The 25,158-nt window shown below is 57.3% G+C and carries 19 protein-coding genes and 2 pseudogenes; 10 read left to right on the forward strand and 11 right to left on the reverse strand.

The window, feature by feature from the left end:
• Positions 1-106: 106 nt before the first annotated feature.
• Positions 107-1,489 (forward strand): methyl-accepting chemotaxis protein, encoded by a 1,383-nt coding sequence (locus tag F3I44_RS20950; protein WP_150015349.1) that lies wholly within the window; start codon positions 107-109, stop codon positions 1,487-1,489.
• Between the two features lie 407 nt (positions 1,490-1,896).
• On the forward strand, positions 1,897-2,136 hold the full coding sequence (locus F3I44_RS20955) for a transcriptional regulator (RefSeq protein ID WP_150015350.1): 240 nt from the start codon (positions 1,897-1,899) through the stop codon (positions 2,134-2,136).
• A 134-nt stretch (positions 2,137-2,270) separates the two neighbouring features.
• Here F3I44_RS20955 and F3I44_RS20960 read toward each other — a convergent pair whose 3' ends face one another.
• Entirely contained in the window at positions 2,271-2,555 is a 285-nt protein-coding gene (locus tag F3I44_RS20960; RefSeq protein WP_223811721.1) for a hypothetical protein, read from the reverse strand.
• Positions 2,556-2,558: 3 nt separating this feature from the next.
• Between F3I44_RS20960 and F3I44_RS20965 the strand changes: the two genes are divergently transcribed.
• Positions 2,559-4,688: a bifunctional diguanylate cyclase/phosphodiesterase gene (locus F3I44_RS20965; RefSeq protein ID WP_150015351.1), complete on the forward strand. Its 2,130-nt coding sequence runs from the start codon at positions 2,559-2,561 to the stop codon at positions 4,686-4,688.
• A 45-nt stretch (positions 4,689-4,733) separates the two neighbouring features.
• Here the strand turns inward: F3I44_RS20965 and F3I44_RS20970 are convergent, their stop codons facing one another.
• Positions 4,734-5,318 (reverse strand): GNAT family N-acetyltransferase, encoded by a 585-nt coding sequence (locus tag F3I44_RS20970; protein WP_150015352.1) that lies wholly within the window; start codon positions 5,316-5,318, stop codon positions 4,734-4,736.
• Between the two features lie 252 nt (positions 5,319-5,570).
• Here F3I44_RS20970 and F3I44_RS20975 point away from each other — a divergent pair, with 252 nt between their 5' ends.
• The 4 genes and pseudogenes from F3I44_RS20975 (at position 5,571) to F3I44_RS20990 (ending at position 11,047) form a co-directional block, all read left to right on the forward strand.
• Positions 5,571-6,140, forward strand: a complete 570-nt coding sequence (locus F3I44_RS20975) for a pyridoxamine 5'-phosphate oxidase family protein (protein WP_150015353.1) — start codon at positions 5,571-5,573, stop codon at positions 6,138-6,140.
• 275 nt (positions 6,141-6,415) lie between these two features.
• Positions 6,416-7,879, forward strand: coding sequence for a YsnF/AvaK domain-containing protein (locus F3I44_RS20980; RefSeq protein WP_150015354.1), 1,464 nt, complete (start codon positions 6,416-6,418; stop codon positions 7,877-7,879).
• A 299-nt stretch (positions 7,880-8,178) separates the two neighbouring features.
• Positions 8,179-8,289: pseudogene (locus tag F3I44_RS20985) on the forward strand (transcriptional regulator); the annotation flags it as partial.
• A 220-nt stretch (positions 8,290-8,509) separates the two neighbouring features.
• On the forward strand, positions 8,510-11,047 hold the full coding sequence (locus F3I44_RS20990) for an excinuclease ABC subunit UvrA (RefSeq protein WP_150015355.1): 2,538 nt from the start codon (positions 8,510-8,512) through the stop codon (positions 11,045-11,047).
• A gap of 158 nt (positions 11,048-11,205) precedes the next feature.
• Here the strand turns inward: F3I44_RS20990 and yefM are convergent, their stop codons facing one another.
• Positions 11,206-11,457 (reverse strand): YoeB-YefM toxin-antitoxin system antitoxin YefM, encoded by a 252-nt coding sequence (yefM, locus tag F3I44_RS20995; protein WP_150015356.1) that lies wholly within the window; start codon positions 11,455-11,457, stop codon positions 11,206-11,208.
• Between the two features lie 178 nt (positions 11,458-11,635).
• Between yefM and F3I44_RS21005 the strand changes: the two genes are divergently transcribed.
• Positions 11,636-11,950, forward strand: coding sequence for a HigA family addiction module antitoxin (locus F3I44_RS21005; protein ID WP_150015357.1), 315 nt, complete (start codon positions 11,636-11,638; stop codon positions 11,948-11,950).
• 48 nt (positions 11,951-11,998) lie between these two features.
• Here F3I44_RS21005 and F3I44_RS21010 read toward each other — a convergent pair whose 3' ends face one another.
• The 6 genes from F3I44_RS21010 to budA form a co-directional block, all read right to left on the reverse strand.
• Positions 11,999-12,838, reverse strand: a complete 840-nt coding sequence (locus F3I44_RS21010; protein WP_150015358.1) for an MBL fold metallo-hydrolase — start codon at positions 12,836-12,838, stop codon at positions 11,999-12,001.
• 165 nt (positions 12,839-13,003) lie between these two features.
• Positions 13,004-14,317: a CitMHS family transporter gene (locus F3I44_RS21015; protein WP_150015359.1), complete on the reverse strand. Its 1,314-nt coding sequence runs from the start codon at positions 14,315-14,317 to the stop codon at positions 13,004-13,006.
• Positions 14,318-14,651: 334 nt separating this feature from the next.
• On the reverse strand, positions 14,652-16,103 hold the full coding sequence (locus tag F3I44_RS21020; protein ID WP_150015360.1) for a flagellin: 1,452 nt from the start codon (positions 16,101-16,103) through the stop codon (positions 14,652-14,654).
• A gap of 204 nt (positions 16,104-16,307) precedes the next feature.
• Complete coding sequence (locus F3I44_RS21025; protein WP_150015361.1) at positions 16,308-17,081, reverse strand: (S)-acetoin forming diacetyl reductase; 774 nt, start codon at positions 17,079-17,081, stop codon at positions 16,308-16,310.
• A gap of 21 nt (positions 17,082-17,102) precedes the next feature.
• Positions 17,103-18,782, reverse strand: coding sequence for an acetolactate synthase AlsS (alsS, locus tag F3I44_RS21030; RefSeq protein ID WP_150015362.1), 1,680 nt, complete (start codon positions 18,780-18,782; stop codon positions 17,103-17,105).
• 14 nt (positions 18,783-18,796) lie between these two features.
• A complete protein-coding gene (budA, locus tag F3I44_RS21035) occupies positions 18,797-19,579 on the reverse strand; it encodes an acetolactate decarboxylase (protein ID WP_150015363.1) in 783 nt (260 codons plus the stop codon).
• A 104-nt stretch (positions 19,580-19,683) separates the two neighbouring features.
• Here budA and F3I44_RS21040 point away from each other — a divergent pair.
• A pseudogene (locus F3I44_RS21040) lies at positions 19,684-20,593 on the forward strand (LysR family transcriptional regulator).
• Positions 20,594-20,664: 71 nt separating this feature from the next.
• Complete coding sequence (locus tag F3I44_RS21045) at positions 20,665-20,910, forward strand: hypothetical protein (protein ID WP_013356609.1); 246 nt, start codon at positions 20,665-20,667, stop codon at positions 20,908-20,910.
• Between the two features lie 60 nt (positions 20,911-20,970).
• Here the strand turns inward: F3I44_RS21045 and F3I44_RS21050 are convergent, their stop codons facing one another.
• A complete protein-coding gene (locus F3I44_RS21050; protein WP_150019608.1) occupies positions 20,971-24,015 on the reverse strand; it encodes an efflux RND transporter permease subunit in 3,045 nt (1,014 codons plus the stop codon).
• Positions 24,012-25,145, reverse strand: coding sequence for an efflux RND transporter periplasmic adaptor subunit (locus F3I44_RS21055; RefSeq protein ID WP_150015366.1), 1,134 nt, complete (start codon positions 25,143-25,145; stop codon positions 24,012-24,014). Before F3I44_RS21055 ends, F3I44_RS21050 begins: the two co-directional genes overlap by 4 nt.
• Between the last annotated feature and the right edge of the window lie 13 nt (positions 25,146-25,158).

The following is a 25,158-nucleotide window of genomic DNA, read 5'->3' on the forward strand; positions in this document are numbered from 1 at the left end:
AGTAAGCATAAACATAGTGCGCTATATAATAACGCATTAAAGTAGATGACATAACTTATTTTTGTTTAATTTTAACTACACCAATGACAACATCGGGGAAAACCTCATGAACTCACTCAGGCATTTCACTATTCGCCGCGTTGTGTTGTGGATAATGATCGTTTCGCTGGGCGTGGTCGCACTGGCAGGTGGCTATAGCAGTCAGATCGTGCGGGATATCTATCGGCAGACCGATCGCTCAGCTGTTCTGACGCAACAACTGAGTTTTCTTGCGCGCAGCGCTCTTATTATGCAGGGCGGAACAGCCGCAGATAAAAACGCCCTGGTCGCCTTAATTCCGGCCAGTGCTGACTGGGATAGCGTCCGCGCAGCACTGACGACCTCACCCTCAGAGTATGCAACTGTCACCCGTGCGAAGCTGGATAAGGTAACGCAGCAGCTGGCACAAAATCAGGCTCTTCTTAACGCTGACCGGCGTCAGCTTGAGCGCGTACTGCTGGCGGCTGTGCTGGCAGCATTCGCGTTGCTGCTGTTTTGCGACCGCTATCTGGTCGTCCATCTGGTGCGTCCGGTAGCTAAAATCCGCGGTCATTTAAAAATTATTGCCGGAGGTGATCTGACACGCGAGCCGGAAGATCTGGGTCGCAACTGCGTCGGGCAGTTAGTGCCGCTGGTGAAAGAGATGCAGCACAGCCTGTTGCAGACGGTCAGCGCTATTCATGACAACGCAGCCATTCTTCATCGTGAGGCTGGCGACATCGCGGCGGGTAACGCCGATCTCTCCGACCGGACCTCCACGCAGGCCGCTGCGCTGGAGCAGACTGCTGCCAGTATGGAAGAGATCACGGTTACCGTGCGTCACAATGCACAGAATGCCCGCGAAGCGCGTGAACTGGCCGCCAGCACCACGGATACGACCCATCAGGGCGTGGAGCTGGTTCAGCGGGTGTCGGCAGCTATCACCAGCATCGCGCAGGGATCAGAGAAAATCCGGGAGTTTACCACCACCATTAATGGTATCGCATTTCAGACCAACATTCTGGCGCTCAACGCCGCCGTAGAGGCCGCCCGTGCGGGCGAGCAGGGCCGTGGTTTTGCGGTGGTTGCCAGTGAGGTACGTTCACTGGCGCAGCGAAGTGCTGCCGCCGCGAAGGAGATTGAAGAGCTGATAGCCGATACCGAGGCACGCGTAGATGATGGCCGACGCGCAGCAGAGAGTGCAGGAACGACTATGGAAGCCGTGCTGCGTGGTGTGGATGGGGTTAATGAACGGATCGGACAGATTGCGCTGGCCTCGGATGAGCAGAGCAAAGGAATAGCCCAGGTCACCGTGGCGGTTGCTGAACTTGACCGTGTAACGCAGCAGAATGCGACGCTGGTCCAGCAGGTTTCGACGACGGCAGGCAGCCTCAGTGGACAGACTGAAACGCTGGGCAGCGTCATTACCCGCTTTACCCTGCCGCCGCAGGTTGCCGGGATAGTGAACTGACATGTGCATCGTTTGAAAATAAGGGACCGTGTGGATTCTGGTCAGGCACAGTGATCAGATATTTTATTCATCCGCAGACAATGGCTCTGTAAAGTAATGGTTAATACTCACTCTTTTTTATCGCGGAATGAAAAGGTCATCTTTTCAGACGGTAATTAATGTTGAACATTAGCTGACCATTATTACCATTCAGAATAACGATGATTATTCTCAACGGTACAATCATTATCCGATTCACGAATTAAACATAAATACAGTTCATTCCGGTGGTTTTACCTGGGCTTTACGCTTTCCTGACGATCAGGGATCGCGCACATTTAAAACTTAACCCAAATTTATGGGTTGGCCAAAGGCGGATTCGGTTGCCTGGCCATCTCACCGGGGGCACCGTATGGGGAGCGTTTCATATGGGAAAACAGATTTTACAGCGGCCTGTTGCCGTCCAGCGTAACGTACGTGAGCTGCGCCTTGCGGCGGGTCTTTCGCAGGAAATTGCAGCCGAACGTTTCGACCTTAGCCAGCGCGTCTGGCAGACCAAAGAAGCATCAAAAAATCCTGCTCTGCTCAGTCAGGGCGAATATGAACTGCTGATGCTGCTGGCGGGAGAGCATCCGCACTACGAACTGATCCCAAAGCCTAAAAAGTAAGACGTTCTGCCACTATTTTCCCTGAAGTAAACGTATTTCAGGCCGATATAAAGAGCTAAGCGAAGCGCATTAATTCGCGCGTCTTAACTGCTCTGGCAGGATTGTTCTGGCACGGTCCGCTATTAACCAAACCGTCACGATCGCACTGCCCGGCATAACGTATTAACCGGCATCCCGCTGTCTGCGATGCTGGCTTTATCGGACTCATTGCGGCGGGTTTTGCTGCAGAGTTCACTGACGGGCCTTTCTTCCGGCAGCGGGTCGGCAGCCAGTTCTGCGTGTCCTGTCTGATTGAACGTGTCCTCTTCATGCTGCGTCATGCCGGCCACAGCAGATAACATCAGAGGGGATTTACGCTGAAACGTCCAGTTTATCATGATGCCGAGGCGGCTCGCCTTGACGCACTTAAGCAGTATCATCTGATGGATTCACCGCCGACCGATGCGCTGGATCGCCTTACCACGCTTGCCGCGCGACTGTTCCGCGTACCGGTTGCGTTTGTATCGCTCATCGATGAGAAGCGACAGTTTTTCGCCTCCCGCTACGGTTTGAACATTTCCGGTACGTCGCGCAACGTCGCCTTCTGCCACCATACCCTGGCGCAGGGCGATATCCTCTGCGTACCCGATACGCTGAAAGATCCCCGCTTCCGCGACAGTCCGCTGGTTCATGGCTACCCTTTTATCCGCTTTTATGCCGGGATCCCGCTCACAACGCCGGATGGTCATCACATAGGCACCGTCTGCCTGACTGACAGTCATCCGCGTGAGCCGCTGGCTGCAGAAGATCGGAAGCATCTGTCCGATATAGCTGCGCTGGTGATGGATCGCATGGAGATGCATCGTCTGGAGTTACTGCGCTACACCAGCCAGCAGCGGCTTCAGGCAATCTCATCCACTTCACCCGACGCCATTGTCTGTACCGATTTGCGGCGCGGCATCACCTTCTGGAATCCGGCAGCCACTGCCCTCTTCGGCTACAGCGCAGAGGAGATGAAAGGTCAGTATGTCAGCGAGCTGATCCCGGCGCGCTGCCAGACTGACTACCGTAACGAGCTGGCCCGGATTACCTCAGACGAAGGGGCTATCTCACACCCACGCTTGTTGCAGATATGGGGTGTGACGCGCGATGGCCGTGAATTCCCGGCAGAAGTCTCGTTTTCGGGCTGGCGTGAAGAGGGCGAGCGGCTGGTGGGCATGATCATCCGTGATGTCACGGCCCGCTATGAAAGTGAGGCGCGGCTCTGTGAGCTGGCTTCTCTGGATATGCTGACGCGACTCGCCAGCCGTAGCGCGTTTATGGATCAGGTCGGGCAGCTGACCAAAGCGTGCGTTCCCTACACCTTGTTGATGACCGATCTTGATGGTTTTAAAGAGGTGAACGATACGCTGGGACATGCAGCAGGCGATGCGCTGCTGTGTCACGTGGCCGAGCAGATTCGTGCAGTGTGTGCCGGTGCTGTGACGGCTGCGCGGCTGGGCGGCGATGAATTTGTGATCCTGCTGGCGGGCGGCAGCGCTGAGGCGGCGATTACCGCGGAAAAACTGATTGCGGCCGTACAAACGCCGTTCCACTATCACGATTCGCCGGTTGTGGTCGGTGCCAGCACAGGCATCGCTTCCTACCCGGATCACGGTCGCGATCCCTCTGCGGTGATGTCCGCCGCTGATCTGGCACTCTACCGCGCCAAAGCCTCAGGCAAAGGCTGCAGTATCCTGTTTATGCCTGCGTTTCGCGAAGCGGAGCAGCAGCGCCGCCGTTTCGAGCGCGAACTGGAAACGGCGGTGCGGCAGCAGCAGTTCACGCTTTACTATCAGCCCCGTTTCGATGTGGAAAGTGGAAAACTGGCTGGCTGTGAGACGCTGGTACGCTGGCAGCACCCGACACGCGGATTGCTGTTGCCTGCCGACTTCATCGGCATGCTGGTTAAAAGCCCGCTTTCCGTAACGCTGGGGGAATGGATCATCCGCAGTGCTCTGGCACAGGTCCGGCAGTGGCAGGTGCGATCGCCTGAGCTTCGCGTCAGCATCAATCTGTTTCCGCGTCAGCTGACAGTGAACAGCCTGGAAACCGTCATACGTGAGAGTGCCGGCGGCGATGCGGGTTTTGTTGAGCTGGAAGTAGATGAGCCTCTGCTGGCTGTACTGGTGCAGGATATGCCGGTTCAGGTTGAAGCGGTGCGACGTACCGGTGCCTCATTTGTCATCGATCATTACGGACGCACGCTGGGGGCTATTAACCTGCTGCGCCACAGCTTTGTGGCGGGTTTTAAAATCGATAAGTCGCTGACGCACGAGCTGAACTCCAGCATGCGCGTGCGAATGATGTTCCGATCTATCACCGCACTCGGCAAAAGTCTGGGTATTCGGGTGGCTGCAGAAGGGGTTGAAGATAAAGAGCAGATCGCCTTTGTCACGTCAGCCGGATGTCACATTATGCAGGGCAATGGCCTGTGCCGGCCACTGACACCGGCGGACTTTGAAGCGATGCTGTACGGCGAGGAGCATTCTGTGCCCGCTAATGCCAGCGGTTACGATGTCACATCCCCCTGAACATTCTGACCCTGGCAGCCGAAGAGAGGAGGCGATTGACGCCCGTCAGTCTGGCTGTCCGGGTCGGTAATCCTGTTTCAGCAATCCGAAAATCCAGTCATCCTGCCACTGACCATTGAGGAAGAAATTCTGCCGCAGGGTGCCTTCCTGAATAAAGCCCGCGGAGAGCAGCGTGTGGCGTGAGGCGACATTGCCTGCCGTCACCGTTGCGGTCATTTTGCGGTAACCCTGTTGCTCAAAGCAGAAGGCGATTATGGCATGCAGCGACTCGCTGCCGTAGCCTTTGCCCTGTGCCTCCGTGGCCAGAATAAACCCGGATTCCGCAACACCTTCTCCGCGATCGATAAACCCGCAGAAGCCTGCCGGAAGACCCGTCGCTTTTTCCTCAATGACCAGGCAAAGCCAGTGTGTGCAGCCTTTGTACCAGGCTGGCAGGCGCACGTTGAATGACAGGGTTCGGATCTCTTCAGCACTGCGCGGATCGCTGATGTACTTCATCACCGATCTGTCCTGACTGACCGCAAGATAAAAGGGCCAGTCTTCCTGACTCAGTGGCCGATAGGTCAGGCGCGGCGAGGTGACGTTAACGGGCATTTCTGGCCGGACTTCAGCGGGCTTCTCAGCAGACATAGTGCTATTCCCTGCGGGCAAGACGGTAAGGTGATGGCGCAAAAATAGCACAGAGCGGCAGACTGATGGCACGGGTGTGCGTGACTTTGCGAGGCATTCCGCAATCCCTCGGCTGTCTCACCCTCCGCGATATTGCCCGGCAACTCGCGGATCATATTTTCTTCCACAGCGGAGCAGACAGGCCATCTGCTCACATCATTGCTACGCTTTTAGCCAGATGGCTGACATTGTCCCTGATGAGAGTAATTTCCAATGGATCTGAAAACCTTTGAAACAGCCAGCTGGGCAGCACTGGCAGAAGCTGCCGCCGATCCGCAGGCCGGATTTCATTATCTGACGCTCGCTACCGTGGATGCTGGACAACGGCCTCAGGCTCGCACTGTGGTGCTGCGCGAGTGCCATGATGTCCGCCGGATGCTGACCTTTCATACTGATGTGCGAAGTCCTAAGTGGCTGGAGATGGCGGCGAACCCCCAGGTTACCGTGCTGGGATATTGCCATGAGCGTCGCCTGCAGCTACGGCTGGTGGGACAGGCTGAATGTTACGCAGCGGGAAGTGCGGTTGCCCGTGACGCCTGGCATACGTTACCGCAACACACGCGCCAGACCTATATCGGCGGGCCGCCGGGAGAAGCACTGGCTCCCGCTCACGAGACACTGGACGCGTCGACAGCAGAAACGGGCGAATCGCGTTTTGGCGTGGTGATTGTGCAGGTCAGCATGCTGGATGCGTATCAGCTTCAGCGCAATGAAAATCAGCGCGCACTGTTTCACTATTCCGCCCATGGCGAACGGCAGGAAAGCGGATGGATCAACCCCTGAGGCAGCCATGTCAGACGCGCTCAATGCCTGACCCGTTCTCTTTTTCTCAACTGAAAACAGAGATTTCACTGCTGTTCATACTATGATCCTCTTTTTATCTGCCGCATCGCTTATCCGATTTTAGCGCCATGTTATCTTCATATCGCGGCATATTTCTGCTTTTTTCTTCCCTTTGTCAATGTTTGTGCCAGGCTTTAACTAACCGGAAAGCAGTCACTTATGCTCAAGGTCACGGAAAGCACCAATGATCGTTCTGTATCACAGGCAGGTTAACCATGAACAATCAACCTCCTGAAAAAACAGGGTCAGAGAGTCGCGAACAGGTCTTAAGTCTGGCGGAGGAAACCGTTGAGGTCTCGAAACAGCGGGTCGTCGACGCTCATGTCAGGGTTACCCGCCAGGTCACTGAACATCAGCAGAAAATTGCGCTGATGCTCCGGCAGCAGACGGCGGACATTCAACGCATTCCTAAATCGGATCGGCTGACTGAGATGCCAGCGATCCGTGAAGAAAATGGCGTCCTGATTATCCCGATTGTCGAAGAAGAGGTCGAGATTGTCCGTCATCTGGTGCTGAAAGAGGAGTGGCACATTCGCAAAGTCGTCAGCGAGGTGGAGACCGAACAGATTGTCTCCCTGCGCCGACAGCAGGCTCATCTGACCCGAATACCCTATTCAGAGCCGTCCGAATCCATCACCGAGGAACACAACATGGCGCGTGAAACAATCGTAACAATGTTCAGCAATATCTCACTGGCAGAAGGGGCAAAGCGTAACCTGATTAAGGCCGGGTTCCTGGATGATGACATTGATATCATCTCGGGTGAACGGCTGCGCACTGAAGGTCATGAAGCCCGTCATCCGGGCTTCTGGCAGCGCCTGTTTGGCAACACGCTGGAAGAGGATCAGGCCGAAGTCTATGAAGATGCGATGCGTACCGGCGGTGTGGTGCTGTCGCTGCGGGCTGATGAAGATGAGTTGCCGCGCGCACTGGGCATCCTGGATGCGCATGAAGAGCTGACTGAGCGCAGTGCCGCATTGCCTGATGACTATGCGACCGATGATGGCCTGACAGCGCCCGCCAGCGGAACGCTTCAGGATAAGGGTGCCATCGATCCACGCCATACCGATCCTGCCCATCGCGGTGCGGCACGTGCGGCCCTGACTGGTGATGAGAGTGACGAGGATGTGCTGCGTCTGGCTGAAGAGCGACTGGAAGTAGGTAAACGACTGGTCAGCGAAGGATCAACCCGCGTGCGCCGCTACACTGTCACGGATCGGGTGTCTGAAAATATCTCTCTGCATGAGCAGCATGCCGAAATCTTCCGTCGTCCGGTGAACGAAACGGGCTCACCGGACCAGGTTGACTGGTCTGAAAAAACGGTTGAAGTGGAAGAGACGCATGAGCAGCCGGTGGTCAATAAGACTGCGCAGATCATTGAAGAAGTGGTGCTGCGTAAAGAGGCCAGCGATCGGGTTGAAACCATCAATGATTCGGTACGTCGTCAGGAGGTGGATATTGACCATGCCCGCGCCGACCATCTCAATACAGACCCCGTGACCGGTAATCCTGCCGCGACCGATCCGCTGCTGGAAAGCACGCGTCAGGCGCGCGGTGACGACAGCCGTCCGGTAACGCCAGGCAGCGAACCTGCGCATAAAGAGGGTTTCGCGGAAAAAGCCGGGGATAAAATTGCCGAAGCAAAAGAGAAGGTCGAAGACAAGTTTAAAAAACCGTAATGCTGTCACGTTGACGTTCCTCTTTCAGGCCTGAAAAAACCCGTCAGCGACGGGTTTTTTGGCGTACAGAGTATGTTTTGACTTAACTCTCCGGCGCGGGATCGACTTTCAGTCTTTTTCGCCCGGAATGGTCATTATGTGTACCGACCTGCCAGGGTAACGTTCATAACTGGAGCTGAACGCATGGACGCCATTTCTGTGCTCATGTGTTTTGTTTCTGCTAAGCGCGCAATGGCACAGCCATCATCTTAAGATAAATCGACATACGACAGGATAAACGCAAATACGGTGGAATTGTGATGACTTATAAAATCAAACCGATTCACAGTGAAGCAGATTATGAAGCCGCTCTGGCCGCCGTATCTCCCCTGTTCGACAATGAGCCAGAACCGGGAAGTGAAGCCGGTAACTAAAGCCCGCCCTGTGCGGGCTTTTTTATGGGCTGCTCTTTTGTACAGCCCTGAATCAGCCTTCCTTCACGTTGTGCTGACTAAAATTCCTGACTACCCTTGCTGGTGTTTCTGTCCCGTAGTGGGCCGGATAGCCCGAAAGCCGGGTCAGCCTCTGCGATTTTCAGTCATTAACGGCAGGTGATCGTTCATCTGCCGTGCATCATCAAACAGGGACACCATGACAGAACAAGACAACGCCCATACTTATCGCGCGGATGAGCACATTGATCCTTATATCTCGGTACAGGGTGCAAGAACACACAATCTCAAGGATGTGTCGCTGCGGTTTCCCCGGAATGCCATGGTGGTGTTCACCGGGGTTTCAGGCTCCGGGAAATCCTCACTCGCCTTTGACACGCTTTATGCAGAAGCTCAGCGCCGGTTTATTGAGTCGATTTCACCCCATGCCCGTCGCCTGATCGATCAGGCCGCTGCGCCAGATGTGGATAACATTGACGGACTCCCGCCTGCAGTGGCCCTACAGCAGAGCCGGGCTGGCGCGCAGGAGCGTTCAACGGTGGGCAGCCTGACCCGAATTTCCGTCACGCTGCGCCTGCTGTTTTCCCGTGCGGGCACAAGGCCTGACGGTGTGCCGTTTATGACCGCCGATTATTTTTCGCCTAACAATCCTGAAGGTGCCTGTCCGCATTGCCAGGGGCTGGGACGGGTTCATACCGTCAGAACCGAGGCGATGGTGCCGGACAGGTCACTGAGTATCCGGCAGGGTGCCATAGCTTCATGGCCGCGGGGCTGGCATAACAAAAATCTGCGCAGCATCCTTGAGACACTCGGCTACGATGTCGATGCCCCCTGGGATACGCTTTCAGCCCGCGACCAGCAGTGGATACTGCTGACTGACGAGCAGCCATCAGTGCCGATTTTTATGGGTCTTAACGCTGAACAGCGTGAAAAAGCGCTGGCGGCTGGCGAAGAGCCCGCTTATACCGGCACTTACACCAGCGCAGCAAAAATCGTATTGCAGAGCTATTCCACTGGCAGCGAGACGACGAAAAAACGGCTGGCGCGCTTTGTCACTGTCACACCCTGTTCAGCGTGTCACGGCAAAAGGTTAAACCGGAACGCGCTGTCCGTGACCTTTGCCGGTTATGACATTGCCAGCCTGAGTGAGCTGTCGGTCTCCGGGCTTGCGGAACGGCTGAAGCCTTATGCGAATGGCACCTCAGCGGATCTGCCAGTCGAGACGGCTCTGCGGGAAGCAGTGATCCGGATGGCGTCAGATATCTGCATGCGGCTTGAACAGCTTGAGACGCTGGGACTGGGTCATCTGGCACCGGGACGCCGAACAACGCTGCTCTCATCCGGCGAGCTGCAGCGCGTACGTCTGGCCACCCAGCTGATATCGCGGCTGTTTGGCGTGCTTTACGTGCTGGATGAGCCTTCTGCCGGTCTGCATCCCGAGGATGTCAAAGCGCTGCTCGCATCCCTGAAGAACCTGGTACGTGCAGGTAACTCGCTGGTAGTCGTCGAGCATAATATTGATCTCATTGCCGAGGCGGACTGGCTCATCGAAGTCGGTCCCGGCCCGGGAACGCATGGCGGTGAGATTGTTTATAACGGTGAACCGGCAGGGCTTAAAGACGTCAGTGCCTCGCCTACCTCAGGCTATCTCTTCTCCCGCAGCTATACCGGGATGCGCCAGCGCCGGCCCGCGGAGAGCTGGCTCAGGCTTGAGCAGGTCCATTGCAACAATATTACCGGCGTGGATATCGCCATCCCGCTGGCGAGAATGACGGCGGTTACCGGTGTTTCCGGCTCTGGCAAATCGACGCTGCTGAATCGCGTGCTTCCGGAAATGCTCGGACGTTTTGACAAAACATCCGACAGTGAAGAGAGTGAAGAAGAGGACCTGGTGCCGGACGTTAAGGGGCAGGTTGTCAGCGGAAATGACGCTATTGGTCGTCTGGTCAGAATCGATCAACGTCCTATCGGGCGGACGCCACGCTCCAATCTGGCTACTTATACCGGCTTTTTCGACATTGTCCGCAGGCTGTTTGCAGAAACCCCCGAGGCGAAAGCCCGAGGTTTCAGCGCCAGCCGGTTTTCCTTCAATCTGCCCGCGGGTCGCTGTCCTGCGTGCGAGGGACAGGGACAGATTTCGATTGAGCTGCTCTTTATGCCCAGCGCCACCGCAACCTGCTCGGTCTGTGCGGGAAGCCGTTACAACCCTGAAACGCTGGAGGTGCAGTGGAACGACCTGACCATAGCGGATGTGCTTGATCTCACCGTAGACGACGCCACCAGGGTCTTTGACGGGTATGACGGGATCCAGCGTTCGCTGTCGGCTCTGCGATCTCTGGGGCTGGGATACCTGACGCTGGGTCAGCCCGCCACGGAACTCTCTGGCGGTGAGTGTCAGCGCATCAAGCTCGCCTGGGAGCTGCAACGCGTCCAGCGCACATCCACGCTCTATCTGCTCGATGAACCGTCAACCGGGTTGCACCCATCCGACATGGACAAACTGCTGATTGTGCTGGATGAACTGGTGACGCGCGGCCACACCGTCGTAATGGCGGAACACACAATGCGCATCGTGGCTGAAGCGGACTGGGTGATTGATCTGGGGCCCGGTTCGGGGCTGAAGGGCGGAAGGATTGTCTCATCCGGTACGCCGGAAGCGGTCAGCACATCTGCTGAGAGTCTGACTGCGCCATGGCTTTACGCGCAGCTTAAAAAGAGGACGGGTGATCCGGCGTAATTAAATTGCAGTGGATGACGACGCCGCTGAAACGGCTGACCTGTAAGGGCTCAGGACACGCTGCTGAGCCCGTTAATAGTGATAACGACATGAGGCAATTGGCAGAGCATTTCGACTGACGGCACAGACCAGCCGGGTTTCTGCGGACCAGGCCGGTTTCACTCAATAATATCCTTGTCAGTCTCGTTACTGCTTCGCAGGCTTTCGATGGCATTCGTCAACCTGCGGGCATTCTTAGGCGATCGCAGTAGCCAGGCTGTCTCTTCCAGTGAGTTATATTCTTCAAGCGACATCAGCACACAGGACTCACCGTTCCGGCGGATGATCATTACTGGTGCTTTATCTTCTGCCGTCTGAATCATCGTGGCAGAAAGATTCCGTCGGGCTTCGCCGAAAATGATGGCTTTCATAAAGACCTCCGCAGTGAATAAAACAAACCAATGTACAATGAAAAGCCGGGCTTTCGCTTTCACCCAGGCACGGGGAAAGGAAGAACGTCTGTTCAGTTCCGGTCAGAGCAAACTGGCGCATCACATTCGGATTCACGAACGTCCACGCATTCATTCTCAACCTCAAGGATTATCATTGATGGTAATGTTTAAACCGCCACACCCAGGCAGCCTGATAGCGGAATATCTGGAAGATAACGGCATCAGTCTGCGCAGTCTGGCTAAACAGCTGGGCGTTTCGGCGGCATCGCTGAGCAAAGTGGCAAACGGTAAAGTCTCCGTCAGCCCGGAAATGGCAGTACGGCTGGAGACTGGGCTGGGTATTGCGGCGCGGCTCTGGCTATCCATGCAGGCTGCATACGATCTGCACAAGGTACGAGAAACGACAGACGTTTCCGGCGTGCCTCTGCATCCGGGGATCGTGACGTCCCTGGGGCGCGACGGGACAGCTTAATCCTCGCTCTGAGGTAGCTGCCCCATCACTATTACGGAGTTTATCCCATCAGCGCAGCGGCGTATTGACCTGCAACGCATCCAGCTCGCGCGCATCGTGACTGCAGAAAAAGGTGATTTCGTTGCCGCGCAGGCAGGAGAGTTCACGCAGTCGCTGCTGGTTGTGCCGTCTGGCCACATTATCCATGCCCATCATCCACTGGTAAAAGCGCAGTCCCGGCGTGCAGTGGCGCGTCGGTTGCCGCATTTCACCCCGGTAGAACCAGGCGTCGCCGCCGTGCAGCAGCCAGCCATCGGATTGCTGAATCGCAATGCCCGCGTGACCCGGCGTATGGCCCGCCAGCGGCACCAGCAGAATCTCCGGGGGTAAATCCCGCAGGCGATTAACCGCCTCAAAACCAAACCACGTTTCCCCCTGCGGCTGATAGGTTTCCCAGTTGCCGATCCCGCCCCATTGTCCGGGACGATAGCGCTCACGCGACAACCAGCTGTGACGCTGGTGGGCGGTATCGACCTCCTGCTGCATCAGATGGATGCGCGCCTGCGGAAAATCGGTCAGTCCGCCAGCATGATCAAAATCGAGATGGGTCAGAATAATATGGCGCACATCGTCAGCCCGAAAGCCCAGCCCCTTTACCTGTGATAAGGCGGTGAGATCGTCACGCCGCTGAATATTGTTTAAGGCGCGGAAAAAGCCCGAGAGGCGACTGCCGGGCGTATGGATATCCTGACGGCCAAAGCCGGTATCGACCAGCACCAGCCCGTCGCGGTCTGTCTCAATCAGCAGGCAGTGACAGACCAGGTGCGCTTTCAGGCCTTTACTGAATCCATCATAAAACACGCCGCCCAGCGGGCACATACAGCCACAGTTAAGGTGGTGAATTTTCATCGGGCCTCCATAGGGTCATCGGCAAAATCTCTGAGAGACTACGGCCTGTCCGGCGCGCAGCACATCAGCCTGGCTATAGAGTGTAGAGCGGGTTGAAACAACAGGCGGAGCGGTGAAGCGGATAACCGGGCGAAAAAAGCCGGTTATCCGCCAGAAAGCAGAGAATTAACTGTGGAACAGCGGGAAAGCACCGGTCAACAGACCGCCCGCCATTAATACCAGACTGACCAGAATCCCCCACTTGATGGCAAAGCGCTGGTGGTCGCCGATATCGACTTTCGCCAGGCCCACCAGCAGGTAGACTGACGGCACCAGCGGGCTCAGCAGGTGGAACGGCTGACCGACAATGGAAGCACGGGCAATCTCTTCTGCGGTAATGCCATAGCTGGCCGCCGTCTGCGCGATAACCGGCAGAATGCCGAAGTAAAAAGCATCATTTGACATAAAGAAGGTGAACGGCAGGCTGACCAGCGCGGTAAATACCGCCAGGTAAGGTCCGAAGCTGGTTGGGATCACGGCCAGCAGACTCTTCGCCATGGCATCCACCATGCCGGTGCCGGAGAGAATACCGGTGAAGATACCGGCGGCAAAAATCAGTGCGGTCACCGCCAGCACGTTACCGGCATGGGAACTGATACGGGCTTTCTGCTCCTCCAGCGTGGGATAGTTGAGCATCACCGCAATGGCAAACGCCAGCATAAACAGGATCTGAATCGGCATTAAACCAATCACCAGCAGCACCAGCAGCACGGTGGTCAGGATAAAGTTAGGCCAGAACATCTTCGGACGGCGGTTGGCGGCGCACTCTTCGGCATCGCCGAGGCCCAGTTCAATGTTGTCGAAATGGTGATCTTTCATGGTCATCACGCCTAACCGTTTACGCTCACGCAGACCAAACAGCACCGCCATCGCTACCAGGCTGACGCAGGCGAGCAGCATCGCAGGCAGCATCGGAATAAAGATGTCGAGAGCATCAATGCGCAGTGCCGCGGCGGCTCGTGCCGTCGGTCCACCCCAGGGAGAGAGGTTCATGATGCCGCTGGCGAGGTTGACCAGGCAGGTCATCATCAGCACGTTCATGCCCAGCCGGTGATAGAGTGGCAGGAACGCGGCGATAGCGATCATGTAGGTCGTCGAGCTGTCACCATCCAGTGAAACCAGCAGCGTCAGCACCGCGGTGCCGACCAGCACTTTAAGCGGATCGCCGCGAACCAGCCGGAGAATAAAGCGTACCAGCGGGTCAAACAGTCCGGCATCGATCATCAGACCAAAATAGAGAATGGAGAAGGTCAGCATCACGCCGGTCGGGGCCAGCTTTTTGACGCCATCCAGCATCATGGCACCCAGTCCGGCGTAAAATCCGCCAATCAGCGCAAATAGGGTTGGTATCAGGATCAGCGCAATTAAGGCTGACATGCGTTTGGTCATGATCAGATACATGAAGCAAACAACCATGGAAAAACCCAGTATCGTCAGCAAAATAGCAGCCCTCACAATGGCGTAAAAGTAATGAAAAAGTTACATGAAGCCAGGAAAATTCAGGTAATTAGTTAGCATGGTAACAATTAACCTGTTGTTTTAATTAACCCTGCACAGCAGGATGATATTAAATAGTTGTCAGGATTTAGCATTTCTTTAACAAGGAAGGGTGATCGCGATCATCTTTAAACGAATCTTAAACGAGTTTGTGTGACTGAGATCAACAGGCGCAAAAGCGTAACCCGGTGTTTCGGACCAGAGCAGGCGCAAAGAAGTCAGGGTGCAGGACAAAAAGAGAAAGGGCTAAACCAGGCGGCTTAGCCGGTGAAAGGTATTAGCTGCCAAGCAGCTGGATGATCATCTCAGGGGTTTTATTGGCCATCTTGCTAACGGCTGTCTGTCCCTGCTGGATAATCTGGCTGCGCGCCAGCTGACTCGCTTCTTCAGCATAGTCTGCATCCTGAATGCGGCTGCGAGCCGCTGAGGTATCCACGCCCTGCTGTGACAACACATTACGGTTTGACTCGTAACGGTTTATCTTTGCGCCATAGAGCGACTGATAGCCGCTGATCTTCTCCAGCGCTTTATCCAGCGCCTTCATGGTGGTGGAGATGTCACCACTGGTCAGCAGGGTAGTGTTGTTGAGTCCCAGCGTTTTGGTATCTGACGGCGTAGCGGGGATGCTATCCGACTGGATCGGCTGGCCATAATCGGCGCTGGTGATCACTTCGAGAGGACGACTCTCATGTGGCGGCGTTGCAGGCACGCCTTTAGGTTCCGGCAGGTTTCCCCACGTCAGACTACCGGTGAAGGAGCCGTTGCCTACCACCACGACAATCAAATCTTCGCTAACGGTGTCCAGCGAGATGCGCTCCAGCCGGGTGCCGGTATTGGTGCCGTTGTTGAAATCGCCGCTGGCGGCATCTTCATAACGGTCGCCGTCACCGCTGTAGGTGATGGTCATCCCGTTGTAGCTGCTGCTGTTACTGCCCGCCAGCGCCCAGCTCGTGCCGCCTTCCAGCAGCTGTGAGCTGTCATAGGTCGCGCCAGTGGAGAAACCATTATTGCTGGTCAGCAGGCGGGATTGTGCCGTTGTCGGATCTGTTATGCCTTTACTGACCCAGGTGTAATCAGGCGCACTGCCGTCCAGCGGCGTACCGGCCAGATGCTTGCCGTCGCGGGTAAACAGCTGGAGATCGTCATCCTGGCCCAGTGAGTCAATGGTAATGCTTATCGATGTTGAGCCTGCCGGAATATAGGCCAGCGGGATCACACCCGAGGTAAACGAGTAACTCTTGCCCGGCTCCGGGAACTTAACGTTGATAGGGTCAACGTTACCCAGTTTCGCAGGCGGCAGATCGGGATTATCGGTTGCCAGCGGATAACGCCCGAAAATCTCGGTATGATCGGCAACGTCGTTGATGCCGGCCAGTATCTGCTGATACTGGCTGTTGACGCTCTGCCGATCCGCGTCCGACAGCGTACCGTTAGCGGCCTGGACTGACAGCGTACGCGCCTGAATCAGCAGATCGACGATAGTGCCCAGGCCGCCACTGGCGGTCTGGGAATAGCTGATGGCGTCATTAAGGCCGCGTGCCACTACTGCGTCGGCGTTGACATTGGCCGTCATACGGTTGGCTATCGCCTGACCTGCCGCATCGTCTTTGGCACTGTTAATCCGCATCCCTGATGATAGCCGTTCAACCGTTCGTCCCAGAACGGAGTCAGTACCGTACCGCAATTTGTTCGTAATGGCGGCGGTTTCGTTATGGTTGATCGTTAACATGGTCGCTTCGAACAGGGAGAGGAGTCTCTGTTTTATCGGCAGGGTGATAAGCAGCTTTAATCTCTGCGGCGACAAAAACTGAGCAAAGACGGGGTCAGGCGGGCAACTGGCTGATGGATAACTGCTTTTCAGATAAAATAAATTAACGGTTCGCCCGGTCAGGAAAGAAGCCTGCTGCGCAGAGACGCAGCAGGCGAGGGCAGATCAATTAAACACCATGCCGCCGTCAATCAACAGCGACTGACCGGTCATATAATCGGAGTCGGGACTGGCGAGGTAAGCGACGCAGGCGGCCACATCCTCCGGTTCGGAAAGCCGTCCCAGCGTAATACGTTTTGCAAATTCTTCGGTGCCGTAACCGGCGGGTTTTCCGGCGGCTTCAGAGATTTGCCGGTCGATCTCTTCCCACATTGGTGTTCTGACAATGCCCGGGCAGAAGGCGTTGACCGTGATACCGGCGGGAGCCAGATCGCGTGCGGCGGTCTGTGTCAGGCCACGCACGGCAAACTTACTCGAGCTGTAGACCGCCAGCTCCGGATTGCCGACGTGACCCGCCTGTGAACAGGCGTTGATGATTTTGCCGCCGTGGCCTTCTGCGGCGAACGCTTTAATTGCGGCCTGCATGCCCCAGATTACCCCTTTGACATTTACGTTATAGACCTTGTCGACCACCGCTTCGGTGATCTCAGCAATCGGCGTGGAGGGGGCAATACCGGCATTGTTGACGATGACGTCAAAACCGCCCAGCGCGCGACGCGCCTCTTCAACAGCATCCATCACCTGATCGCGCTGTGAGACATCGACTTTCAGGGCAATCGCTTTGCCACCCTGCTGGTTAATCTTCTCCGCGACCTGGCGGGCGGTCTCCTGATTGAAATCGGCTACGGCCACCGCCAGCCCATCTTTTGCCAGACGCAGGGCGATCGCTTCACCAATGCCCTGTCCTGCGCCCGTTACAAATGCCACTCTGTTTTTCATCCTGATTTCCTTTTTACGAGATTAAAGAAGCTGGCTCAGATGGAGCTGACCCATCAGCAGCGGGTTGTCGGCGTAATCGACCGGCACAGCCACCACGGCAGGACCCTGAACATCCATCGCTTTACGCAGCGTCGGCTCCAGCTCTGCCGCGCTGGTCACCGCAAAGCCCGCAGCGCCAAACGCTTCGGCGTAGGCTTTGAAATCGACCGGGCCAAAATTGACACCTGAGACGCGGTGATATTTTTTCTCTTCCTGCATTGCCACCATGTTGTAGGCGTTATCGACCCAGACGATGTGCAGGATATTGGCTTTTAAACGGACAGCCGTTTCCAGCTCCATGCTGGACTGCAGGAAACCACCATCCCCTGAAACCGATACCACTTTGCGCTGCGGATCGACCAGCCAGGCACCAATCGCCCACGGCAGTGCCACGCCCATGGTCTGCTGACCATTGGAGATCATGATCTGGCGGGCGCGAAAGCTGTAGAGATAGCGGGCGATCCAGATGTGAAAGCTGCCCATATCAACGGTCAGGCTCACGTCGCTGTTAATGATGTCCTGCATGGCGCGCACGATGCGCAGCGGATGCAGGGCAAACTGATTCAGGCTGGCACCCTGCATCGCCAGCAGTTTGCGTTGCTGCTGACGATCTTCCAGGATGCTGGCGGCTTCCGCTGTCAGCTGCAGCGGCGCGGTAATACGTGCTGCCAGTTTACGCACCGTGGCGGCGATATCACCCACCAGCTCCGCGTCCGGCAGGTAGCGGTTGTCAGTCTCTGCCGGAATCACGTCGATGTGAATCAGGGTGGCACTACCGCTGTTCCACATCGCTGGTTCATATTCGACCGGGCTGTAACCGATGGTGATGATCAGGTCAGCCTGTTGCAGCAGCCGGTCACCCGCCTGGTTGTTAAACAGTCCGACGCGACCGGCGAAGCGTGAGAAGTGATCCTGTCTGATCGCGCCCGCAGCCTGATAGGTGCTGGTGACCGGAATGTGACTGCGGCTCAGCAGATCGTGAATCGCTTCGCTGTTTTCCGGCTGGCTCGCCATCAATCCCAGCAGGATGACCGGATTTTTCGCGCCGGCAATCGCCTGGCTGACCGTGTCGATCATCGCGTCTGGCGCGGCACCCAGTACCGGTCGACCTTTGCTGCTCAGTGCTTTGCCGGTCACCGGCTGGTCGACAATATCCTGCGGCAGGCTGATAAAGGCACCGCCGCCCCGGCCATGCTCGGCGTGACGAAACGCATTCGACAGGCATTCAGAGAGCGCAGAGGGATCGGTCACCTCAACCGCATATTTGGTGATCGGGCGAAACATGGACACGGTATCCATGCTCTGGTGAACCTGCTTGGCGCTGTCCGAGCGTTTCACCTGGCCGCCGATGGCGACCACCGGATCGCCTTCGCTGGTGGCGGTGGCCATGCCGGTGATCAGGTTAGAGCAGCCCGGCCCGGACGTAACCAGTGCCACACCCGCATTGCCGGTCAGCCGGCCCACTGCGGCGGCCATGAAGGCGGCATTGGCTTCATGACGAACCGGGATAGTCTGGATGGAGGAATCCAGCAGGGAATCAAAAACCTTATCGATCTTTGCGCCAGGAATGCCAAAAACATGCTGCACGCCCTGCGCCTCAAGCTGTGCGACCACCAGGTCAGCGCCGCAGGTCCAGAGCGTGGTATCGGTTGGAGTTTTCATCGTCATTCCTCTGATTAGCTTTCTACCGCACGGATCGCGGCGTCAAGATTGGCGGGGTTCAGGTCGGCATTGAGAAAGTCACTGTCCTGCGGCAGATCCACGACCAGCTTGCTGATGGCACCAAAGGTCAGGGTGCCCTGTTCCAGCGCATAATCGAGAATGTGGCCGCCGCCTTCGCGGTCGTCGGTAATAAAATGTTCGTGATAGCCCGCCACGTTAATGCCCTGCATATATTGCGGGGTGCGGAAGCCAATCAGTTCGCCCTCACGCTGGCTGAAGGAGAAGGTCGGCTGATCGCCCAGCACTTCCGGCATGGAGCGATAGGGACGGCACTGGCATGGCACAGTGCGGGTGTCGACGCGGCTGAAACGACCGCTGATGCGCAACGCGCAGAACTGGTTATCGGAGATGATTTCGCTGTCAATCACCCGATGGATGTCTTCACGCGACATCGGCCGGTCAAACGCAAACAGGTGCTGCGGTTTGAAAAAGGTCATGACCGCAAACGGGGTTTTCTGAGCCGGATCGGCCGGATGCGCACTGCCATCTGAGTGCAGCTGATAGACCTTGCTGTCGAACGCAATCATCTCGCCATCCAGCCGGTTAAATGTGCCCAGGCCGAAATCCCCTTTGCGCAGCAGGTCGGCGATGCGAACATTCCCGTCGTAGACGCCGCTCAGCAACGCACTCATTAAAGAGGTCTGATAGATAACGCTTTCTGGTGCATCCTGGGAAAGCGTTAAGACAGTATGTTTTAGTTGATTCTCACAGGAACAATCAGTTACACAATTGCTCATTTCATGCCTCATCGATTAACCGTTAAGCCGTGTTAACCTAATGGTGAACCGATTCAGTCGGTGGGTCCAATAGCGAAACCTGTTAACTTTGAGACGTTTTTGATATGGAACTGCGCCACCTGCGTTATTTTGTTGCCGTAGCCGAGACGCTTCACTTCACCCGAGCCGCTGAAATGCTGGGAATTTCTCAGCCGCCGCTGAGCCAGCAGATACTGCGGCTGGAGCAGGAGATTGGCACACCGCTACTGAAGCGGCTGACGCGCGGAGTGGAACTTACTGAAGCGGGGGAAGCGTTTCTGGCGGATGCGCAGCAAATTGTCCAACTGGCCGATCAGGCGCTGGAGAACGCGCGAGGTATTGCCCGCGGGATCAGTGGCCAGCTGTCGCTGGGGTTTGCCAGCTCGGTGGCGTTTAATCCGCGCATCTTCACCCTTATCCGTCAGTTTACAGATCGCTATCCGGCGATGGAGCTGCTAACGCGTGAAGAGAACATGTCGTTACTTATGCAGGATCTACAGGAGGGTTTGCTGGATGCGGCCTTTATCCGCCTGCCGTGCGAAAGCAGTAAGGCGTTTAATCTGCGCGTGATCTCCACCGAGAAGATGCTGATAGCACTGCCGCGCAGCCATCCTCTAAGCGGCACGCCCGCAGTCGCGTTGTCCGCGCTGGCGGATGAAACCCTGATAATCTTCCCGCGCGACGTTTCACCTAGCCTGTATGAGCTGATTGTCACGGCCTGCCTGCCTGCGGGCGGGCTTTTCCCGTCACACTTTTCAGCAGGCACCACAGATCACCACATCGCTGGGCATGGTGGCGGCAGGCTGCGGAATTGCGCTGGTGCCAGAGTCGCTGCGCTGCGTCGATAACCCGGAGGTCAGCTTCTGCGATATCGAAAACAACACCCTGTTTACTGATGTCGCATTTGCCTGGCGTCGGCATCACCCATCAAAAGCGGTGCTGCATCTGCTGGCGCTGCTGGCCGAGCCGCCTGTGACACCAGGCGAAGCGGGTTGATAAGCGCCAGCTATTGTACTGAAAACAATAACCAACTGGCGGCCCGTGGCCGGGATGCCAATAATCGGTGCATGACTACATACCGCGTAAGAGTCGGGTATCACAACCCGTCAGCCCTGACATTCAGGCAACTGGATGAAATTCTGGAGCCGCAGCGATTCTGGAGAACAGATTCGGCGGGCGGCCAGTTCCGCTATTTCATGGAGTATGAGTACCAGTCTGACGTGCGCGATCTCTGTTCGGTCTGCTCGCTGGCCTACAGTCAGGCCTGCAAAGTCAGAAAGTGCCCGCTGATTCTGGTCGAGGTGATGAACTGAATGCGTCCGGCGATCCCGCGGTTCTCAGCACGGGTTCGCCAGGCATTTTATGCGACTGTTTTAACCTGCCCGTCGCTGCATCAGCAGACTTAACGCGGCGGGCAGCACTGTGAGCGTCACCAGCGTGCCACTGACCAGACCGCCAATAATCGCCAGCGCCATCGGACCCCAGAAAACCTGATGGGCGATGGGGATCATGCCGAGGATTGCAGCACAGGCGGTCAGCAGAATGGGACGCGCCCGATGATGCGCGGCCTGTCGGATAGCGTCATCGGCAGGCAGTCCGGCGCGGTTGTTCGCATCCACTTCACTGATCATAATCACCGCGTTGCGGATGATGATCCCCGCCAGCGCAATAATCCCCAGCAGCGCCACAAACCCCAGCGGTGTGCCCGCCGGCAGCATCGCGGAGACAATGCCGGGCAGGCCAAACGGAGCCATGCTCAGCGCCAGCAGCATGCCGGAGAAGCGTTGCAGCTGAATCATCAGCAGGACCAGCATGGCGCAGAGCGTCACTGGCAGCAGGGCAAAAACCGAACCGTTGCCTTTGTTCGATTCCGCCGCCACGCCTCCTTCTTCAATTCCGTATCCGGCTGGCAGTGAGGCGCGCAGGGCGGCGACCTCAGGCGCGAGCTGTTGCGAGACCTGTTCAGCACGCTGGCCGGGGGCAATGTCGGTCTGCACGGTAATGTATGAGAGTCGCTGACGGCGCCAGATCACCGGATCGTCCACGCCCCAGTTCAGAGTCGCCACCTGGCGCAGCGGAATTTTCTGTCCGCTGGCGTTGGTGATCATCAATCCTTCCAGCGTCTCCGTGTTCTGCCGTTCCGTATCATTGCTGCGCAGCACCACATCAATCAGCCGGTTGCGATCGCGCAGGGTGGTCACCAAACTGCCGGACATCAGGGTGTTCAGCGCGGAGGCGATGGTGTCGGACGACAGTCCGGCGGCTCGGGCGGCGGTCTGGTTTACCGCCAGCGTCATGACCCGTTCTGGCTCCCCGGCGGTGAGATTCACCCCGCGGGCCAGCGGAGAGCGGGCGATCAGCGCTGCCAGATCACTGGCAGCCTGCCGCACCCGGGCATTATCCGGGCCGGTGATGCGATATTTCAGTGGCCAGCCCACCGGCGGACCCAGCTCCAGCGGCGAGACCCGCGTCGTGATATCACTGAAATCTGTTGCCAGTTTCTTCTCCAGCCTGCTGCGAAGCCTATCGCGTACCGCCAGACTTTTCGCCACCACCACCAGCTGAGCGATGTTTTCATTATCCAGCAGCACATCCATCGGCAGATAGAAGCGTATTGCGCCAGAGCCGACGTAACTGGTGAAGTGTGCTACATCCCGATCGTTGCGCAGCATCTGTTCCAGCTGTGCGGTTCGGCGCGTGGTTTCCGCCTGGGCCGCGCTGGCGGGCAGCGTCAGGCTGACCAGCAGTTCAGGGCGATCTGACGCCGGGAAAAATTCACCCTGCATAAAAGTGGTGGCGTAAAGGCTGACCAGCAGTACCGTCATCGCTGCGCCAATCGTCATCAGCCGGTGGCGCAGAATCATCTCCAGTAGCCCGTGATAGCCGCGCATCAGCATGCCCGGCGGCTGGTGGGCTTTGATGCGCTTCGCTGACAGCAGCCAGCAGCCGGTGAGCGGCGAGAAGATAACCGCAACAACCCATGAGCAAAGCAGCGCCAGCGTAATCACCACAAAAAGTGAGTAGCAATACTCCCCGGCACTGGACGCGGCAAATCCGACCGGAATAAAACCGGCGATCATGACCAGAGTACCGGTCAGCATCGGAAAGGCGGTGGTTTTGAATGCATACGTTGCGGCCTGCCACTTGCTGTCGCCCGCTTCGAGTCGCGCCACCATCGCCTCGACGGTGATCATGGCGTCATCCTCCAGCAGCCCGAGCGCAATAATCAGCGCGCCCAGTGAGATGCGCTGCAGTCCGATGCCCGCCAGCAACATGCCGGTAAAGGTCAGCGCCAGCACCAGCGGAATAGCTGCCGCCACTACCAGACCGGCACGCAGCCCCAGCGAAACAAAGGAGACAGCTAACACAATGACAACCGCTTCGCCCAGTATCCGGACAAAGCCACTCACCGCTTGTTTCACCACGGAAGACTGATCGGCTACGCGAGTCATGGTGATGCCGTGTGGTAACTGACCGGCGAGTGTCTGCATGCGCTGATTAAGCTGTTTACCGAAATCGAGCATGTTGCCGCTGGCGGCCATCGAGATCGCCAGCCCGATAGCCGGCACGCCGTTAACCCGAAAGGTGGGCGCGGGTGGTTCAGCCGGTTGCAGGCTGATGGTCGCCAGGTCGGTCAGCGGAATGAAACGCTCCCCGATATGCAGGGTAATTGTTTTCAGGCTTTCGACCGAAGTCAGGGTGCCGCTGACCCGCAGCGCGATGTTCTCACGGTCAGTACGCAGGCTGCCAGCGGGCACCACATCGTTCTGCGCTTTGATGGCGTCACTGACCTGCTGTAAATCAAGGCCCATGCCGTTTAGTTTGCGCGGGGAAAAGGCAATGACCACCTGCTGCTCCTGTACACCCAGCAGACTGGTTTTGCCGATGTCGGGCAGACTGGCCAGACTGCGGCGCAGGTTATCAACCCGATCGCGAAGTTCTCTGGCGGTAAAGCCATCCGCCGTGAAGCCGTAAATTGTGCCGAAGGTGTCATCAAATTCGTCGTTAACCGCCGGCCCCTGCACGCCCTGCGGCAGTGAAGACGTCACGTCATGCATCTTTTTACGCAGCTGATACCAGATACCGGCCACCTGAGATGGCGGCGTGTCATCGCGCAGGTTGACATAAATGATCGTCTCTCCGGCGCGGGTCTCGCTCTCAACCGCATCCAGCGAAGGGATCTCCTGCACCTTCTGTTCCAGCACGTCCGTCAGCAGTTGCACGGTGGTGTTCACGTCAGCGCCGGGCCACTGGGCAGAGATCACCGCGGTTTTAATGGTAAACGCCGGATCTTCATTACGTGACAGACGTTCATAGCTCAGCACACCCGCCGCCATCACCAGCAGCATGAAAAAGACCACCAGCTGCTGGTGCGCCAGTGCCCAGCCAGAGAGGTTAAAGCCAGTCAGTTTTTTCATGATCCCTCCTGCGCCAGCGTCACTTTTTCACCGGGCTGCAGGGTGCCGACACCGGCGGTAACCACGCGCTCGCCTGGCCGGATCCCGGCAGAGACAAAGATTTGCTGTGCGCTGAAGCGGGCCAGCACCACCGGACGAAGCTGTAAGCGTGATGCCGCATCAACCACCAGCAGCGCAGGCTTGTCTGCGAAGCGGGTCAGGGCGCTGGCGGGCAGGGCGATGACCGGCGGTTGCGCATCGGGAAGCGTGACCGTGACGGTGGCACCCAGAGCCATCGCCTCCGGTGGCTGATTCATTGAGATGCGCAGCCGCCAGGTACGGGTCTGTGAATCGGCCTGCGGGCTGATGTCACGTATCGTGCCACTGGCCTGGATGCCCGGGTCAGCGAGCAGCGTTACTTTCAGCGCAGTCCGGCCGTCAGCTCGCAGCAGAGCAGGTGTTGTCAGATCAAACACGGCATCGCGTGCATCACCGGCTGCCAGTGTCATCACAGTCTGTCCGGCGCTGACCACCTGACCGGGTTGAACCGGAAGGGCGGTAATCCGGCCTGCTGCGGGCGCAGTGAGCTGGGTCCAGCTGAGGTTATCCTGGGCATTTTTCAGCGCCGCTTCGCTGCTGAGACGGCGGGACTGCGCGCTCTGCCAGTCTCCCTCGGCACTGTCCAGCTGGCTGCGGGCGATGGCTCCGCCGGGCATCAGCAGTCGCATCCGGTGGAGGTTAAGCGCGGCGACCCGTTCGGCGGCACGAGCGCTGTCGAGATCGGCCCGCGCACTGTTCAGCTGATTACGAGGCTGATCATTTTCCAGCGCGGCCAGGGGTTGCCCTATGCTTACGCGGTCACCCAGCTCAACAGCGCGGCTCACCACCCGGCCATCCAGCCTGAAGGCCAGCGCAATCTCTTCATGGGCGCGGATTTCACCGGTCAGCACGCGTGACGCGTCACTGCTGAGCGGCGGGGCAATCACCGTTTTGACCGGGCGGAGCGGGGCGGCTGGCGGGGCGGCATTGTTGTCCCGGCAGCCGGTCATGATGAATACGCCGAGCAGCACGAACACGATCGGTGCGAAGATATGAACACTGAAGAGATGACGCCACACCTGGCGGGCAGCATCCGATAAGAAGTCTGTCATAACCGGGTTCCTG

The organism is Pantoea sp. F_5 (assembly GCF_008631595.1).
GTDB classification, from domain to species: Bacteria; Pseudomonadota; Gammaproteobacteria; order Enterobacterales; family Enterobacteriaceae; genus Pantoea; species Pantoea gossypiicola.